Origin of the sequence: Pseudomonas iranensis, from assembly GCF_014268585.2 — a bacterium.
Lineage (GTDB): Bacteria > Pseudomonadota > Gammaproteobacteria > Pseudomonadales > Pseudomonadaceae > Aquipseudomonas > Aquipseudomonas iranensis.
The window spans coordinates 5,073,132-5,089,613 of sequence record NZ_CP077092.1 but is presented as its reverse complement, the minus strand read 5'-3'; the positions used below and the strand labels follow the sequence as shown (position 1 = coordinate 5,089,613).

Genomic DNA, 16,482 nt, shown 5'->3' with positions numbered 1-16,482 from the left:
CCCAGAGGGAGAGGGGACCGACCGAGTTGGATGAACCAAATCCGCCGACCTGAAATACCGAGTCGGATGCAAGTTTTGAAAAGCTCAACAATCAGCTCCCTCTCCCTGGGGAGAGGCCTGGGGTGAGGGGTAGGCCCACCGCGGTCATGGGAAAATACGCTTACTTCCTGGCGACGATAACCGCCCGCATCGGCGCCGGCAGCCCTTCAATGGTTTTGCTGTGATCCTCGGGATCCAGAAAATCGCTCAGCGATTGATACTTCATCCACTCCGTCCCGCGCTGTTCCTCCACCGTGGTTGTGCTGACATCCACGCAACGGATATCGCTGAATCCGGCTCTGCGCAGCCACAATTCCAGCGCCGGCACCGACGGCAAAAACCACACGTTGCGCATCTGCGCGTAGCGATCTTCCGGCACCAGTACCTGATGCTTGTCGCCTTCGACCACCAGCGTTTCCAGCACCAGTTCGCCGCCCTTGACCAGGCAATCCTTCAGCGCCAGCAAATGCTCGATCGGCGAGCGACGGTGATAGAACACGCCCATGGAAAACACCGTGTCAAAGCCTTCCAGATTCGGCGGCAGGTCTTCAAACGGGAACGGCAGGTGCCAGGCATTCGGCTCGGACAAGTAACGCTGCACTGCCTGGAATTGGCAGAAGAACAGCCAGTTCGGGTCGACACCGATCACGCTGTCGGCACCGGCGCCGAGCATGCGCCACATGTAGTAGCCGTTGCCGCAGCCGACATCGAGGATGCGTTTGCCCTTCAGGTCGAGGTGCGGGGAGACCCGCGACCACTTCCAGTCCGAACGCCATTCGGTGTCGACATGCACACCGAACAGGTCGAACGGCCCTTTGCGCCACGGCGAGAGGCCCATCAGCGCGGTGCGCATCTGTGCGCGGGTGTCGTCGTCGCAATCGGTGTCGAGTTTCAGGCCGTTGAGCAGGTCGACTTCGCTTGGCTGGATCTTCGGCAAGGCGTCCAGCGCACTTTGCCAGCGTTCCAGATCGCCATGGCCTTTGTCCATTTTCTTGTCGAGTTGCGCTTGCAGCGTGTTGGCCCATTCGGCCAGCGGAGTTCCGGCCAGACGGCGGGCGAGGGGGGACAGATCAATCATGGCAAGGCAATCAACGAGGCAAAGTTAAGACACTGGAACCACGGCACGACTTTCGAGAACCCGGCGGCCAGCAGGCGTTCGCGGTGTTCTTCGAGGCTGTCGGGCTTCATGACGTTTTCGATGGCGCTGCGCTTCTGGGCGATTTCCAGTTCGCTATAGCCGTTGGCGCGTTTGAACGCCACGTGCAGATCGGTGAGCAGCGCATGCTCTTCGGCATCGTTGAAGCGCAGCTTCTCGGAGAGAATCAGCGCGCCGCCGGGCAATAACGATTGGCGAATGCGCGAGAGCAACGCGGTGCGCTGGTCCGGGGCGATGAATTGCAGGGTGAAGTTCAGCGCGACCACCGAGGCCGGTTGAAACTCCAGCGCGAGGATGTCGCCCTCGATCACCTCGACCGGCAGCAATTCCTGAAACATCGAATCCTGACCATTGAGGTACTCGCGGCAACGCTCGACCATCGCCGCCGAGTTATCCACAGCAATAACCCGGCAGCCGTCGGTGCGCACGTGGCGGCGCAGGGCTTGGGTTACTGCGCCGAGCGACGAGCCGAGGTCGTAGAGCACGCTGTTGGGCTGGGCGAATTGCGCGGCGAGCACGCCGAGGTTTTCGACGATGGTCGGGTAACCCGGCACCGAGCGCTTGATCATGTCCGGGAACACCCGCACCACGTCTTCGTTGAAGGCGAAGTCAGGCACCTGGGCCAAAGGCTGGGCGAATAGGCGATCGGGTTCTTTGCTCACGGCGGCGTCCGGCGGTGTCGGTGGAAAAGGCCGGCATTTTAGCCAAAGTGGGGCGCGGATGCTTGAATTGTCTGATAAGGCACCGTCCGGGCGCAAAAACATCAGCGTCAGGAAAATTGCTTTCGCGAGCAGGCTCGCTCCCACAAGGGAATGCGGTGTTGTGTGGGAGCGAGGCTGCTCGCAAAGAGGCCAGCGCGGTTTCCCGCCGTCAGTTCACCGAGATGGCGCAGTCAAAGGTTTCTACTGGCAACACTTCCGGTGCCCACGGTTGTTGCGAGGTCAGGCGCAAACGCCCGGTGCCGGCCGCAAAGGCCTGGAAGCGCCAGGTCGAAACCCCCGCTGCACCAACAACGCCGGCATCTTCCGGGTTGCTGTAGACCTCGGGGCTGAGGGCGCGCAGCACGCCGCCAGCAGAATCCTGAATCGCCCAGCGGTAGCCGGTGGTCGGGTTGCTTGGCAGGCTGATGATCAGGTTTTGCCCGGTAGTGAGCCGTACGGGGCATTCGCTTTGTTTTTCCACTGTCACGTTGTGTTTCGGTTGCGTGGCGCAAGCGGCCAGCAAGGAAAGGGTGAGGGGGAGAAACAGGCGAGTGGGGGACATGGAATCAGTGGCTCCGGCAGTGACGACGAACGGCGAGCATAACCGAAGATGGGAGAAAGTGTGACAGACGGGCGCCGCGTTGACCGCACTGGCGCCAAGCCCTCACCCTAGCCCTCTCCCAGAGGGAGAGGGGACCGACCGAGGTGTCTTGTGTCATACATCGACCTGAAATATCCGGTCGATTATGGATTCAACGATTCAATTTTAGGTCGGCGTAGCTCAACAATATCCCACGGTCGGCTCCCTCTCCCAGAGGGAGAGGGGACCGGCCGAGGTGTCTTGTGTCATACATCGACCTGAAATATCCGGTCGATTACGGATTCAACGATTGAATTTCAGGTCGGCGTAGCTCAACAATATCCCACGGTCGGCTCCCTCTCCCAGAGGGAGAGGGGACCGACCGAGGTGTCTTGTGTCATACATCGACTTGAAATATCCGGTCGATTATGGATTCAACGATTCAATTTCAGGTCGGCGTAGCTCAACAATATCCCACGGTCGGCTCCCTCTCCCAGAGGGAGAGGGCTAGGGTGAGGTGTCTTGTGTCATACATCGATCTGAAATATCCGGTCGATTGCGGATTCAACGATTCAATTTCAGGTCGGCGTAGCTCAACAATATCCCACGGTCGGCTCCCTCTCCTCGGGGAGAGGGCTGGGGTGAGGGGCTATCGGTCAGAACAGTACCTTCGCCACATCCGCAAACCGCTTGGCAAAGTGCACGGTAATCCCTTCCTTCAGGTAGTCCGGCAATTCCTCGAAATTACCGCGGTTCGGCTCCGGCAGTATCAGCTCGAAAATCTTCTGCCGCCGCGCCGCGATCACCTTCTCGCGCACGCCGCCGATCGGCAGCACATGCCCTGTCAGCGTCAATTCACCGGTCATCGCCACGCCTTTTTTCGGCGGCTGATTACGTGCCAGAGACAACAGCGCACTGGCCATGGTTACGCCGGCACTTGGGCCGTCCTTCGGCGTCGCGCCTTCCGGTACGTGCAAGTGAACGAAGGCTTCGTCGAAGAACTTCGCATCACCGCCAAACTGTTTGAGGTGCGAGCTGACGTAGCTGTAGGCGATCTCCGCCGATTCCTTCATCACATCGCCGAGTTGCCCGGTGAGTTTGAACCCACGATTCAAGGTATGAATGCGCGTGGCTTCGATTGGCAAGGTCGCGCCGCCCATGCTGGTCCAGGCCAGGCCGGTAATCACGCCGGTGCCGGACAGCACTTGTTCGTTGCGGAACACTGGGTTGCCCAGTGATGCTTCGAGATCTTTCGGCCCGAGTTTGATTACCGCTTTCGGATCGTCGATCAGTTTCATCACCGCTTTGCGCACCAGTTTGCCCATCTGCTTTTCCAGCTGACGCACGCCGGCTTCACGGGCATAGCCGTCGATCAGGGCTTTGAGCGCGGTGTCGCTGATGCTCAGGCTGCCTTTTGACACACCGGCCTTTTCCAGCAGTTTTGGCCACAAGTGACGCTTGGCGATGGCGACTTTTTCTTCGGTGATGTAGCCCGACAGGCGAATCACTTCCATACGGTCGAGCAACGGGCCGGGGATCGAATCGAGGGTGTTGGCGGTGCAGACGAACAGCACCTTCGACAGATCCATGCGCAGGTCGAGGTAGTGGTCGAGAAATTCGACGTTCTGCTCAGGATCGAGGGTTTCCAGCAGCGCCGAGGCCGGGTCGCCCTGGTAGCTCTGGCCCATTTTGTCGATCTCGTCGAGCATGATCACCGGGTTCATCACTTCGACGTCTTTCAACGCCTGCACCAGTTTGCCCGGCTGTGCGCCGATGTAGGTGCGGCGGTGGCCCTTGATCTCGGCTTCATCACGCATGCCGCCGACGCTGAAGCGGTAGAACGGCCGGCCGAGGGATTCGGCGATGGATTTACCGACGCTGGTCTTACCCACGCCCGGCGGGCCGACCAGCAGCACGATCGAGCCGCTGATCTCGCCTTTGTACGCACCGACGGCGAGGAATTCGAGGATGCGATCCTTGATGTCGTCCAGACCCGCATGGTGCTTGTCGAGGATTTTGCGCGCGTGCTTGAGGTCGAGTTTGTCCTCGCCGTACACGCCCCACGGCACCGAAGTGGCCCAGTCCAGATAATTGCGCGTGACCGCGTATTCCGGCGAGCCGGTTTCGAGGATCGACAGTTTGTGGGTTTCTTCTTCGAGGCGTTTTTGCACCTGCGCCGGCAGGGTTTTGCCTTCGAGGCGCTGCTGGAACTGTTCGAGGTCGGCGCTGCGGTCGTCCTTGGTCAGGCCAAGTTCCTGCTGGATGACCTTGAGCTGTTCCTTGAGGAAAAACTCGCGCTGATGCTCGCCGATCTTGCGGTTAACTTCCGCCGAGATCTCTTTTTGCAGACGCGCGACTTCGACTTCCTTGCGCAGCATCGGCAGGACTTTTTCCATGCGTTTGAGCATCGGCACGCAGTCGAGCACTTCTTGCAGCTCCGGGCCGGTAGCTGAAGTCAGCGCGGCAGCGAAGTCAGTCAGCGGCGACGGGTCGTTGGGGCTGAAGCGGTTGAGGTAATTCTTCAGTTCTTCGCTGTACAGCGGGTTGAGCGGCAGCAGCTCCTTGATCGCATTGATCAGCGCCATGCCGTAGGCCTTGACCTCGTCGGTCGGCTCGGTGGGCTGGTGGGGGTATTCGACTTCGACCAGATACGGTGGGCGGTGATGCTTGAGCCAGGTCTTGATACGCACACGGCTCAGGCCCTGGGCGACGAATTGCAGTTTGCCGTTTTCGCGGCTGGCGTGGTGAACCTTGACCAGCGTGCCGTATTCGGGAAGGGCGCCGGTATCGAAGTGGCGTGGGTCTTCCTGGGGGGTGTCCATGAAGAACAGGGCCAGGGAGTGGTGTTCGGATTTGCTGACCAGTTCGAGGGTTTCGGCCCACGGCTCTTCATTGACGATGACCGGCAGGACCTGGGCCGGGAAGAACGGGCGGTTGTGGATCGGGATGATGTAGACCTTGTCCGGCAGGTTTTGCCCGGGCAGCGCCAGGCCGGTGCCGGAGGAGGTGTGTTCGATGTGGTCGGTTTCGTAATCGTCGTGGTTGTCCGGGCGATCTTGCTGGTCGGTCATGGGGCACCTGCGCAATGGGGTATGGGTCTTAGATGGGGCAGGGGCGGGGTGGTTTCAATGGGGCGGGTGTGTTTCTGCATGTGTGTCTGAGGCTTGGCGGCCTCAGGGCCGGCCATGCTCTGGGTGGTCTGGGTGAATATCCGTTTCTTCGGGGGCGGCGGCTGGCGGTTTCGCCCTTACGGCGAGTCACCTTTTTCAGACGCCAAAAAGGTAACCGAAAAGGCTAGCTCCTGCGTTCGGCCCTCGCAGGCTCGGGTCCCTTCGCTCCGGGACTGATCCGGGCGCAGCGGCTCCGGTTTGCTTCGCTGCACCTCCTTCCGCTGTGTCTGGCTGCGCCAGACGGTCGCTGCGCTCCCACGCCCGGATCAATCCCTCCACTCAGCCTTCCGACGTCGCCCGTGGATCAAAAGCAAGATCAAAAGCGTTACTCGAGCTTGCGCTCATTGTTGAGTGGGGCGGCTTCGCCGCGGGCAGCTGTGCTGCTTTGCTTTTCTGTGGGAGCGAGCCTGCTCCCGAATGCGGTGTGTCAGGCGCCATCACTGGCGAATGTGCCGACGCCTTCGCGAGCAGGCTCGCTCCCACAGGTATTCGCGGTGCTTGCCAAATTGCGTGCACAAAAAAAGGCGATGTCCCTCACGGAACATCGCCTTTTCTTTACCGCCAGCTAACGCTTATTCCGGCAGTTTGTAGGCAATGATGTAGTCACCCATCTTGGTGCCCAGCGAGCCGTGACCGCCGACAACGAGCAGCACGTATTGCTTGCCGTCCTTGCCGGTGTAGGTCATCGGAGTCGCTTGGCCGCCGGCTGGCAGGCGCGATTTCCACAGCTCTTTACCGGTATTCACGTCATAGGCGCGCAGGTACTGGTCGAGGGTGCCGCTGAGGAAGCCGACGCCGCCGGCAGTAACCATCGAACCGCCCATGCTCGGTACGCCGAGGGTGAAGCCGATCGGGATTGGCGAGCTGTCGCGGCTGGTGCCGTTCTTGCGTTTCCACACGACTTTGCCGGTGGTCAGGTCGATACCGGCGACGTAGCCCCAGGCCGGGGCCTGGCACGGTACGCCGAGTGGCGACATGAACGGGTGCATGATCACCGCGTATGGCGCGCCGGTGTTTGGCTGCACGCCCGAGGTTTCGCTCTCGCGTTTGCTGCCGGCTTCGACTTGCTCGCGTGGCACCATTTTCGAGACGAAGGCCATGTAGTTCGGGCTGGTGAACAGCAGTTGGCGAACCGGGTCGACCGAGACGCCGCCCCAGTTGAACACACCGACGTTACCCGGATAGATCAGGCTGCCCTGTTCCGATGGCGGGGTGTACTGGCCTTCGTAACGCAGTTCCTTGAACTGGATGCGGCACAGCATCTGGTCGAACGGGCTCGCGCCCCACATGGCTTTTTCGGTGAGTTCCGGGGCCAGCAGGTTGAGGTCCGAACGGGCCTGGGTCGGTGCGGTGTGGTCGCCTTTCACGGCGCCTTGCGGTACCGGGATTTCCTTGATCGGAATGATCGGCGTGCCGTCACGACGGTCGAGGACGTACAGGCTGCCCTGTTTGGTCGGAGCGATCAGCGCAGGTTTCACGCCGTCGGCAGTTTTCATGTCGAGCAGGGTTGGCTGGCTGCCCACGTCCATGTCCCACAGGTCATGGTGGGTGAACTGGTAGTTCCAGCGCACTTTACCGGTAGCCAGGTCCAGGGCAACGAGGCCGGCGCTGAATTTCTCGGCGCCCGGGGTGCGGTTGCCGCCCCATTGGTCCGGGGTCTGGTTGCCCAGTGGCAGGTAGACCATGCCGAGTTTTTCATCGACGCTGGCCAGCGACCACATGTTCGCCGAGTTGCGGCTGTAGGTTTCGCCCGGGGCCAGAGGCTCGGTGGCGTCCGGCTTGTCGCTGTCCCAGTTCCACACCAGGTGACCGTCGCGCACGTCGAAGGCGCGGATCACGCCCGATGGCTCATTGGTCGATTCGTTGTCGGTGACGTGACCGCCCATGATCACCAGATCACGGGTAATCGCCGCTGGAGAGGTGGAGTAGTAGCCGCCGGCGGTGAACGGGCCGATGCCTTGGGTCAGGTCGACCACGCCGTTAGTGCCGAAGCCTTCGCAGATCTTGCCGGTGTCGGCGTTCAACGCAATCAGGCGAGCATCAGCGGTTGGCAGGTACAGACGACGCGGGCAGGCCTGGGCAACGGCCTGGCCTGCTTCGGAGATGACGGCCGAGCCAGCGTTTTCAGACTTCGCGTAGGCGGCTTCGTCGTAATACGACACGCCACGGCAGGTCATGTGGGCGAAGCCCTTGAAGCCGACCGGGCTCTTGATCTGTGGATCGAAGCGCCAGATTTCCTTGCCGGTGTCCGGGTCCAGTGCCAGCACTTTGCTGTGCGCGGTGCAGGCGTAGACCATGCCGTTGGCTTTGAGCGGGGTGTTTTCGTTGGTCAGCTCGACCGGGTCATCCGCAGTTGGCAGGTCGCCGGTCTGGATGCGCCAGGCTTCCTGCAACTTGCCGACGTTTTCCGGGGTGATCTGCTTGAGCGGCGAGTAGCGGTCACCGAACTCGGTGCGACCGTAGGCTTGCCAGTCGCCATCCGGCATGGCCGGTGCGGTGCTGGTCATGTCCGCGCTGTCGCGGCCCAGTTCACCGAAGGTTTCGCCCGGGTGGGTGAAGAGGCTGGCCAGAGCGGTAACGCCGGCCAGGATCACCGCGACGGTCAGGCCGCCAGTGCCGATTTTCGCCGGGCCGTTGAGCAGCAGCGGACGACGGAACCATGGCAGCAGCATCACGAAGCCGAGGACAAACCACAGCGCCAGACGCGGCACCAGTTGCCACCAGTCCAGACCGACTTCCCACAGCGCCCAGACGGTGCTGGCAAACAGCACGATGGCGTACAGGCCCAGCGCCGCGCGGCGGCGCATCAGCAGCAGGATGCCGGTCAAGGCGATACCGATGCCGGCCAGCAGGTAGTACAGCGAGCCGCCAAGCGTGCTCAGCTTGATTCCCCCGGCCAGCATGGCCAGGCCCATCAGTAGAAGCAGGATGCCGAGCAGGGCGGGTAGTAGCCGACCCCGGCTCGAAGCACTTTCGGTGCTCATAGTGTGATTCTCCGTGACGTTTATGTAGTCCCGCGCTGTAGTCACTTTAGATGACGATTTGGCGCAGGCATGGTTCAGATAAAAACTTGTTCGGCTAACGAAATGCATTCCTGTGGGAGCGAGCCTGCTCGCGAAAGCGGTATATCAGGCAACACTGCAGCGACTGACAGGCCGCCTTCGCGAGCAGGCTCGCTCCCACAGGGGCTAACTGTGATCTTTAGAACGACGACTGGATCTTGATCCCGCCGATCAGGGCGTCGTCGACGTCGTTCACGCCACCGGGGTGGCGGATGTATTGCAGGTTGGGGCGTACGGTCAGCCAGTTGGTCACGTGCACGCCGTAATACAGCTCGGCGCTGTATTCGGTGTCCTGCGGTGGCAGGAACGCCGGATTGTCGTAGTCGTAGACGGCGTTGGCGCGGTTAGTCATTTCGGCGTTCTTGCGATAGGCCGGGTTGACGTGCACACGAGCGAGGGCAACACCGATGTCGTCCTTGGCGCGAGCATCGAACGGACCTTTGTAGGTCAGGCCGGCCTGCACGTAGTTGTCGATGGCATTGGTTTTCTTGTCATGCATCGTCGCGTTGGCGAACAGGCTCAAGCCGCGCGAGTGGTCGCTGGCGATACTGGTGACCTGCTGCTGCACGCCCAGCCACACGCCGTGCTTGCTCGACGCGCTGCGATAGGCTTCGCCGCTCAGCGCTGCCGGTTGGCCGTTCTGGTCTTTATAGACGTCAGAGGCCTTGGCATTGCTGTAGTAATAACCGGCGCGGTATTCGCCCGGCAGGCCGTTGAGCTTCGGCGTCCACACCAGTTCGACCGGCAGGATTGCGCCCTGGGTGCCGCTGCCGCTGAGTTTGAAACCGTTGCCGCGATCGAGGTTCGACGGGTTCTGCTCATAAGCGCCGACCTGCGCGTACAGCTCGGGCGTCAGGTGATATTTGACCCGCAGCGCCCATTGGCTGACCGGCCAGTTGTACCAGATGCCGCCGACCCAGTTGCCTACCTGCGAGCCGCAGAACGCGAGGTTCTGGAAGTCGCAAGGGAAGCTGTTGAAGTCTTCGCCTTCGCCGAAGCGGCCAACCTTGATGTCGAGTTTCTGATCGAAGAATTTCTGCTGGTACCACATCTGCGTCAGGCGCGTGGTCTGGCCACGGCCCCAGACTTCCTGGGCGGAAGTGAAGCCGCCAACGCGTGGATCGTTGATGCGGTCGTTGCTGATGTTGTTGCCGCTGCGTTTGGTGATGGTCAGTTGAAATTCGGCGTCGTTCCAACCGAGGATCTTCTGCAGATCCAGATGGGTGCCGAGGCCGAACTGGTCGCTGTAGCGGGCAGTGCGGTCGTGGTCGTAACCGCCGTGCAGGTTGCTGCCCATTTCGCCGGTGTAATCGAGTTTGAAGTCGTAGCCTTTTTCCGCAAGTTCTGTGCGCGTGCCGTTCCAGTCACCGAGCATGTACGGTGATTCACTGTCGAAGGCCGGCGCCGCGTGGGCACAGGTCGCCAAGCCAAGGGCGGTGCAGCCGCCAAGGGTGCGCAGGGCAGAGATAGCGCTGTCTCGGGAGAAGGAAAAGTCAGGCATGAAGAAGTCTTTTTTTGATGTTTTTCGAGTGCAGGCCGAGCGCTTCAGATTGTCGCGGGCAGTGAAGCGTTTCAGCGGAAGGGCGGCAGGATAATGATCTGTAACAAATTGAGAAAGCGCTTTTGCAGACATGCAGCGTTTCGGATTCGGTAACAGTGCGGCAAACGGGCGCATTGTGAGTCGGGCCACAGCCTGCGATCTTCCCGGGTTGGCCTACATTTGCAGGAAGGCCTTCCACCCGCTCAGCCCCTCGGCTAAGGTGCGCGGCTTCTGCATATCACTTCGCCCAAAGGCCCGGCATGAACGAACAATCCCCCGATCCGCTGCACGGCGTGACCCTCGAACAGATCCTCAATGCACTGGTGACTCACTACGAGTGGTCGGGGCTGGCCGAGCGTATCGACATCCGTTGTTTCAAGAGCGATCCGAGCATCAAGTCGAGCCTGACCTTCCTGCGGAAAACCCCGTGGGCGCGGGAAAAGGTCGAGCGCCTGTACGTGAAGCTGATGCGCACCAAGCGACCGCTCTGAGATGGACAGCGCGAGGCGCCGACGCCTGATCACCGGCCTGGCCGTGTTGGGCTGGGCAGGGCTGGCAATTCAGCTGTACCTGATTCTCTTCGCGCGATTGAGCATCGGCGCTAGCCTGCTGGGCGGACTGGTGAGTTTCTTCAGCTACTTCACCATATTGACCAACACCCTGGTGGCGACGGTGCTGACCTGCGCGATCACCGAGCGCGAATCCGCCGCGCGACGCTGGTTTCTGCAACCGTGGGTCAGCAGTGGCATCGCAGTGAGCATCGCAGTGGTCGGTCTGGCCTACAGCATCCTGCTGCGGCACTTGTGGCACCCCGAAGGCTGGCAGTTTGTTGCCGACGAATTGCTCCACGACGTCATGCCATTGCTGTTTCTCGGCTATTGGTGGTGCTGCGTCCCCAAAGGCACGTTGCGCCTGAGGCACCTGCCGCTGTGGCTGATCTATCCGCTGGTGTATTTCATCTACGCCTTGCTGCGCGGGCATCTGCTCGGCGCCTATGCGTACCCGTTCATTGATGTGGCGGTGTTGGGTTATCCACAGGTGCTGGCGAATGCCGGGGGGATATTGGTGGGATTTGTGTTGGTGGGCCTGCTGATGATCGGCCTCGACCGCAGATTGTCCGCACGAAGTTAAGATCCAGTGTGGGAGCGAGCCTGCTCGCGAATGCGGTGCGTCAGCCAGCAAATCCCTCGACTGTGCTGACGCCTTCGCGAGCAGGCTCGCTCTCACCAGGGTGATGTGGGGCAGGAAAAGATCAGTCTTCCTCAGAGCCTTCCGCGCGCCAGTAGCCGACAGCCTTGATGAACTGTTCATCGAGCCCATGCTCATCGATCAGCACCCGGCGGATCTGCCGCGAGACCTTGGTCTCGGTCGCCACCCAGGCGTAAAGATTGCCCTTGGGCACCTGCAGTTGTTTGACCGTCGTCAGCAAGTTGTCCTTGCCACCTTCACGCAGCACCCAGATCACATTGAACTGCGCCGCGCTTTCCAGCACTTGCTGCTCGGCACCGTTTTCCACTTCGATCACCACCAGTGCTTTGCGAATTGCGGCCAGACCTTCGAGGCGGCGGGCGATGGCGGGGAGGGCGGTTTCGTCGCCGATCAGCAGGTAGCTGTCGAAGATATCCGGCACGATCATCGAACCGCGCGGCCCACCGATATGCAGAAATTGCCCGGGCTGTGCCTGCTCGGCCCAGGTTGAGGCAGGGCCGTCGCCGTGCAGGACGAAATCGATGTCCAGCTCCATTTTTTCCAGGTCGTAACGACGCGGTGTGTAGTCGCGCATCTCGGGCATCGGCCCGTTGTCCTTGCCGGCGCCCAGTTGCATCGTCTCCAGCGCCGCCGCTTGTTCGGCGTTCTGCGGGAACAGCAGTTTGACGTGATCGTCGCTGCCCAGGCTGATGAACCCGGCCAGTTCCGGCCCGCCGAGGGTGATGCGGCGCATGCGTGGAGTCAGCTCGGTGACGCGCAGCACTTGCAGCTTGCGCCGTTTGATTTCGTGCATCACGCGGTGAATGGTTTGGGTATCGACTGCAGTCATTCGGCTTTCTCCGTGGCAGGTTGAACGGCAGGGCCGTCGACGATGGCTCTGGCGGTGTCGTTGAGCAGGTCGCGCACACGCAGGATTTCTTCGGCACTCCAGCGTCCGTGGTGCATCTGCAAGGCATGCCGCAGGTTGTGCACCGCTTCGTGGATTTCCGCCGGACGATCATGGCCGCGCAGCGAGCGCTTGCTGACGTCGATGCGCATGCGGACGCCGTCGAGCGCCACCGCTTGTTCACTTAAAGACAAACGACCGGCGTCGGTGACGCTGTAACGCTTTTTGCCGGCCTCGGCATCACCGGCGATCAGGTCGCTCTCTTCCAGAAACGTCAGGGTCGGGTAGATCACCCCGGGGCTGGGGCTGTAGGCGCCGTCGAACATGCCTTCGATCTGGCGGATCAGGTCGTAGCCGTGGCACGGCTGTTCGGCGATCAGCGCCAGCAACAGCAATTTCAAGTCGCCGGGGGCAAAGACTCGCGGGCCACGGCCGCCGCGCTCGCGACCGGGGCGTTTCTCGAAGCCGTCGCGGCCATCACCGTGTTCGCGGTGGGGGGAATGATGGTCTCTCATTAGCTTCTCTCTCGTCGTGTTTAGATACAACTTAAGATATATCTTAAGCGTCGTGCAAGACGTTTTTTTCCTCGACCATGCTCGAACGGACGAGTGGTCCAAGCCAGAAACGGCTGAAAAATATGATTTGCCCACGAAGTTAAAGTGGTGACCTTGAAGTTAAAGTTATCGCTCTAGTTGTGCTTGAGTATATATTCTAATTTTTCGCAAGTTGCCGCGTTAAAGCGGCTAAGTTGCTGTATGGTTTTTGCCAGATAACTGTATGTAGTCTGTAACTTACAGCGAATGTTGCAAGTATCTGTTTTTTGTTCTTTTTTCTTGCGGGGTGTGAGGCTGTTGAACTACGCGTTTGTCGGAAGTTGCCTGCTTACATTCCAGAGGCAACAGCCGATGATGCTCACCGTTGAAAGTTCAAGTTGATCTGCCAAGTGTTGAACAAGCGGATTATGAACTTTTGATGACACCCCCTTATATAAGCAAACAGGTACTGAACGATGTTCAAGAAATTCGCAATCGCTGCTCCTCTGGCTCTCCTGGCAATGACCTCCACCGGTGCCTTCGCTGCGGGCGAAGCTTCGCACTCCATCAGCCTCGTCGCTCACGTGCCGACCAACGGCTTCTATGTCGTGCCAACCGATCCGGATCTGGTCAACAAGGACCAGGACATGAGCTACCAGCCAACCACCGGCAAAATGGCTGATGTCAACGGCTTCTTCGACGTGCGTAACAACAACGGTTCGGTACACGCCAGCCTCGAAAGCCTGCCGAAACTGGTCGCCGGTAATACTTCGATCGACCTGCAAGTGATGCTCAACAACAAGGAACTGACCCTGACCCCGCAAATGGTCGTGGGTGAGTCCGAGTCTGACGTCAACTACCGCGCACCACTGAAAATCTCCGCCAAGGGCAGCAACTTCCAGCCGGGTGACTACACCGGTTCCGTGGCGATGATCTTCGACGCCGTACCACCGGTTGGCGGCAACTGATCGACTGATCAGGTTCAAAACGCTCGCTTTTCACGCGTGCGTCAACCGACGGGGCAGGCAGCGATGTGTGCCCCGCCGGACTTTCATTGTCAGTCAATCAGAGTACGAGTTCATGTTCCCGATGACCCCCATCGCGGCTGCGCTTGCGCTGTTGTTTTGTGCCAGCGCAGCCGTCGCATCCAACACCGCCGGTACGACGCCACGCAGTTTGCTTGCGCAGGCCAAGGGCTTGCCGGCGGATTTCGAGGAGCATTTCTTTGATGTGCCGCTGGCGGTGCGGGTCGAAGTCGACCAGCAGCCGCTGGGTGAGGCCATGGTGGTGTTGTCCCGCGATGATCGCATCACGCTTCTCGAATTCACCGACACCAGCGAAAACCGCTTCGGCCCGGCCGAGCGGGAAAAATGGGCGAGTTATTTCAAATCCGGCGTACCGCTTGGCGCATGCAGCGGTTCTTGTCCGGATCAGTTTTTGGCAGTGCACTACAACCTGGAAAACTCGCTGGTTTCTATCGCTACCGAAAACGCCGAGCGCGACGTTGAGGCCAAGCGTTATTACCAACAACCCAGCGGTGGCAGCAGCGGCCTGATGGTGCGCAACCAGCTCAACCTCAATGGTGGCCAGGATCAAGACCTCGGTGGACGCTTTGGCCTGGAGGCCAGTTCAAGCCTGGGTAACTGGAGCCAGACGCTTAATCTGCAAATGGCCCGGCTTGGCGGTCCCGATGACAAGCTCTATCACGCGGTGCATGAGCTGCACACCCAACGCGAACTGCAAGGCAGTTTCTTTCGCCTGGGCTATTTCACCCCCAATTCCGAAGGCCTGACGCGTCAGCCGCGCACATTTGGCACCAGCCCCGACACGGCGGTTGGCGTCATGTACGGCAGCTCCGACAGCCTGGCGATCAACAGCCCGATGCCCAGCGTCTACCCGATCTATGTCACCGCCAACCGGCAAGGTTCGGTGGAGATCTGGCGCGACGGCCTGTTGATCAATACCCAATCGGTGCCGGCCGGTCTGCAGACCCTCGACACGCGACCGCTGCCTGGCGGCATCTATGAAGTGGAAGTGCGTCTGATCGAAGACGGCCAGATCACCTCCACCACGCAGGAGTTGGTGTACAAGCCCAACAACTGGCGCAACCTCGATGAACACTGGCGCTACAACCTGTTTGCCGGCGAAGAAAGCAAGCTGCTGAGCAACTGGGACACGCAATCGAGCGGCAGTCCCACCGCTGGCGCGGCGGTCAATTACCTGCTGCACCCACGGGTGATTGTCGGCGCTTCGGCGCGGCAGATCCGCGAAAAACTGCAGTACGGCACGTCCATCGACTGGACGCTGGCCAACCACCTCAGCCTGTACGCCAACGTCTACAAGACCGAGGATTACGGCACCGGTCTCGACTTGCAAAGCCTGTACAACTACGGCGCGGGCAGTCTGGTGATCAGCCACAACCGCAGCTGGCTCGACACCACCAACACCTACGACACCTTGCCCGACGGCACACGTGTGCGGCCGCGCAACGTCTTTGTCGGCCAGACCAGCAATTCGTCGCTTGCGCTCAACCATCGGCTGAGCAGCAAGAGTTCGGTCAATGCACGGGTTTCCCACAGCGAAGGCAACGTCGAAGGCATGGGTGTGGATCTGGGATGGACCCAGCGCACCGTGCTGCTGGGCAGCGACGCGAGCTGGCGTCTGTCGGTTTTCGATCGCCCCGGCAGTTTCAGCAGTGGCGATGCGCGAAATCGCGGGGTCGACCTGAGCGTCAACCTGGCCCTCGGCGCACCCGGCCAGCAGCTCACCGGCAGCATCGGGTCGCGCACGGCCCGCGATGGCAAACGCGACAACAACGCCTCGCTCGGCTGGCGCAAGGAGTTGAAAGACCACGTGCTGCAAAGCGTTTCGGTGACGGCGCTGACCGACACCTATGGTTTGGGCGTTTCCAGTCTGGCCAACTTCCGCACCGATTCGATCAGCGGCGATGGCTTCGTTCAGCGTTCGTCCTACAACGGCAATTTCACTGGCGGCCTCAACCTCGACAGCACCCTGGTGGTCGGTGGTGAGCAAATGCTCGTGACCAGCCAGAGCGAAGTGCGCGGTGCCGGAATGATTGTCGATGTCGAGTCGGACATCGAAGACATTGTCCTGCGCGCCGACGATTACAGCGGCGGCGGCACGGCCTTGAAGCCGGGGCGCAATTTCATTCCGATCACTGCGTATCAGAACAGCTCGGTGAGTTTCGACTTCGAAGGCAACGCCGTGCCCGCTGCCACCATCGAGCCAGCGCGCACCCGTTATCACTTGAACAAGGGCGGCGTCGAGTACCGCAAGATCCGCGTGATGAAGACGCTCACCGTGCTCGGCCGCCTGGTGGACGGAAAAGGCCAGCCGCTCAAGGGTCACCACGTGATCAACCATGCCAGCCGTGGCGTGACCGAAGTCGACGGCTTCTTCTCGATGGAAATGAACGCCGGCTCGCCAACGCTGGAGGTGCGTCAGGGTAATCAGTTGTTGTGCCAGTTCCGCCTCAACGAGGCCGACCATCGCAGCGAAAACAACGTGCTGATGATCGGTGATCTGCGCTGCACGCCGGACACGTTGGCCGATGTTACTAACAGCGAACAGAAGGCGGGTTGAGGC

The 16,482-nt window shown here is 60.6% G+C and carries 12 protein-coding genes; 4 read left to right on the top strand and 8 right to left on the bottom strand.

Annotated elements, in window-relative coordinates; genetic code table 11:
• Positions 1-160: 160 nt before the first annotated feature.
• The 6 genes from cmoB to HU724_RS22785 form a co-directional block, all read right to left on the bottom strand.
• Positions 161-1,117 carry a tRNA 5-methoxyuridine(34)/uridine 5-oxyacetic acid(34) synthase CmoB gene (cmoB, locus tag HU724_RS22810; protein WP_095181720.1) on the bottom strand — a complete coding sequence of 319 codons (957 nt, stop codon included), beginning with the start codon at positions 1,115-1,117 and terminating at the stop codon, positions 161-163.
• Positions 1,114-1,857 carry a carboxy-S-adenosyl-L-methionine synthase CmoA gene (cmoA, locus tag HU724_RS22805; protein ID WP_016773355.1) on the bottom strand — a complete coding sequence of 248 codons (744 nt, stop codon included), beginning with the start codon at positions 1,855-1,857 and terminating at the stop codon, positions 1,114-1,116. The genes cmoB and cmoA overlap by 4 nt, the downstream gene beginning before the upstream one ends.
• 208 nt (positions 1,858-2,065) lie before the next feature.
• Positions 2,066-2,458, bottom strand: coding sequence for a protease inhibitor I42 family protein (locus HU724_RS22800; RefSeq protein WP_186569492.1), 393 nt, complete (start codon positions 2,456-2,458; stop codon positions 2,066-2,068).
• Positions 2,459-3,132: 674 nt separating this feature from the next.
• Positions 3,133-5,547 carry an endopeptidase La gene (lon, locus tag HU724_RS22795; protein ID WP_225927641.1) on the bottom strand — a complete coding sequence of 805 codons (2,415 nt, stop codon included), beginning with the start codon at positions 5,545-5,547 and terminating at the stop codon, positions 3,133-3,135.
• 671 nt (positions 5,548-6,218) lie between these two features.
• On the bottom strand, positions 6,219-8,630 hold the full coding sequence (locus tag HU724_RS22790; RefSeq protein ID WP_186569491.1) for a glucose/quinate/shikimate family membrane-bound PQQ-dependent dehydrogenase: 2,412 nt from the start codon (positions 8,628-8,630) through the stop codon (positions 6,219-6,221).
• Positions 8,631-8,847: 217 nt separating this feature from the next.
• Positions 8,848-10,209 (bottom strand): carbohydrate porin, encoded by a 1,362-nt coding sequence (locus HU724_RS22785; RefSeq protein ID WP_186569490.1) that lies wholly within the window; start codon positions 10,207-10,209, stop codon positions 8,848-8,850.
• A 299-nt stretch (positions 10,210-10,508) separates the two neighbouring features.
• Here HU724_RS22785 and HU724_RS22780 point away from each other — a divergent pair, with 299 nt between their 5' ends.
• Positions 10,509-10,739, top strand: coding sequence for a VF530 family protein (locus HU724_RS22780; protein ID WP_016773359.1), 231 nt, complete (start codon positions 10,509-10,511; stop codon positions 10,737-10,739).
• 1 nt (position 10,740) lies between these two features.
• The gene (locus HU724_RS22775; protein ID WP_186569489.1) at positions 10,741-11,379 is read left to right on the top strand and encodes a Pr6Pr family membrane protein; all 639 of its coding nucleotides are present in this window, start codon (positions 10,741-10,743) and stop codon (positions 11,377-11,379) included.
• 121 nt (positions 11,380-11,500) lie between these two features.
• Here HU724_RS22775 and HU724_RS22770 read toward each other — a convergent pair whose 3' ends face one another.
• On the bottom strand, positions 11,501-12,286 hold the full coding sequence (locus tag HU724_RS22770) for a siderophore-interacting protein (RefSeq protein ID WP_186569488.1): 786 nt from the start codon (positions 12,284-12,286) through the stop codon (positions 11,501-11,503).
• Positions 12,283-12,858: a PadR family transcriptional regulator gene (locus HU724_RS22765; RefSeq protein WP_186569487.1), complete on the bottom strand. Its 576-nt coding sequence runs from the start codon at positions 12,856-12,858 to the stop codon at positions 12,283-12,285. The genes HU724_RS22770 and HU724_RS22765 overlap by 4 nt, the downstream gene beginning before the upstream one ends.
• A gap of 494 nt (positions 12,859-13,352) precedes the next feature.
• On the opposite strand from HU724_RS22765, the gene HU724_RS22760 reads away from it, so the two are divergent.
• Together HU724_RS22760 and HU724_RS22755 are read left to right on the top strand one after the other, a co-directional pair.
• Entirely contained in the window at positions 13,353-13,844 is a 492-nt protein-coding gene (locus HU724_RS22760) for a CS1 type fimbrial major subunit (protein WP_186569486.1), read from the top strand.
• 112 nt (positions 13,845-13,956) lie between these two features.
• A complete protein-coding gene (locus tag HU724_RS22755; RefSeq protein ID WP_186569485.1) occupies positions 13,957-16,479 on the top strand; it encodes a CS1-pili formation C-terminal domain-containing protein in 2,523 nt (840 codons plus the stop codon).
• Positions 16,480-16,482 lie beyond the last annotated feature (3 nt).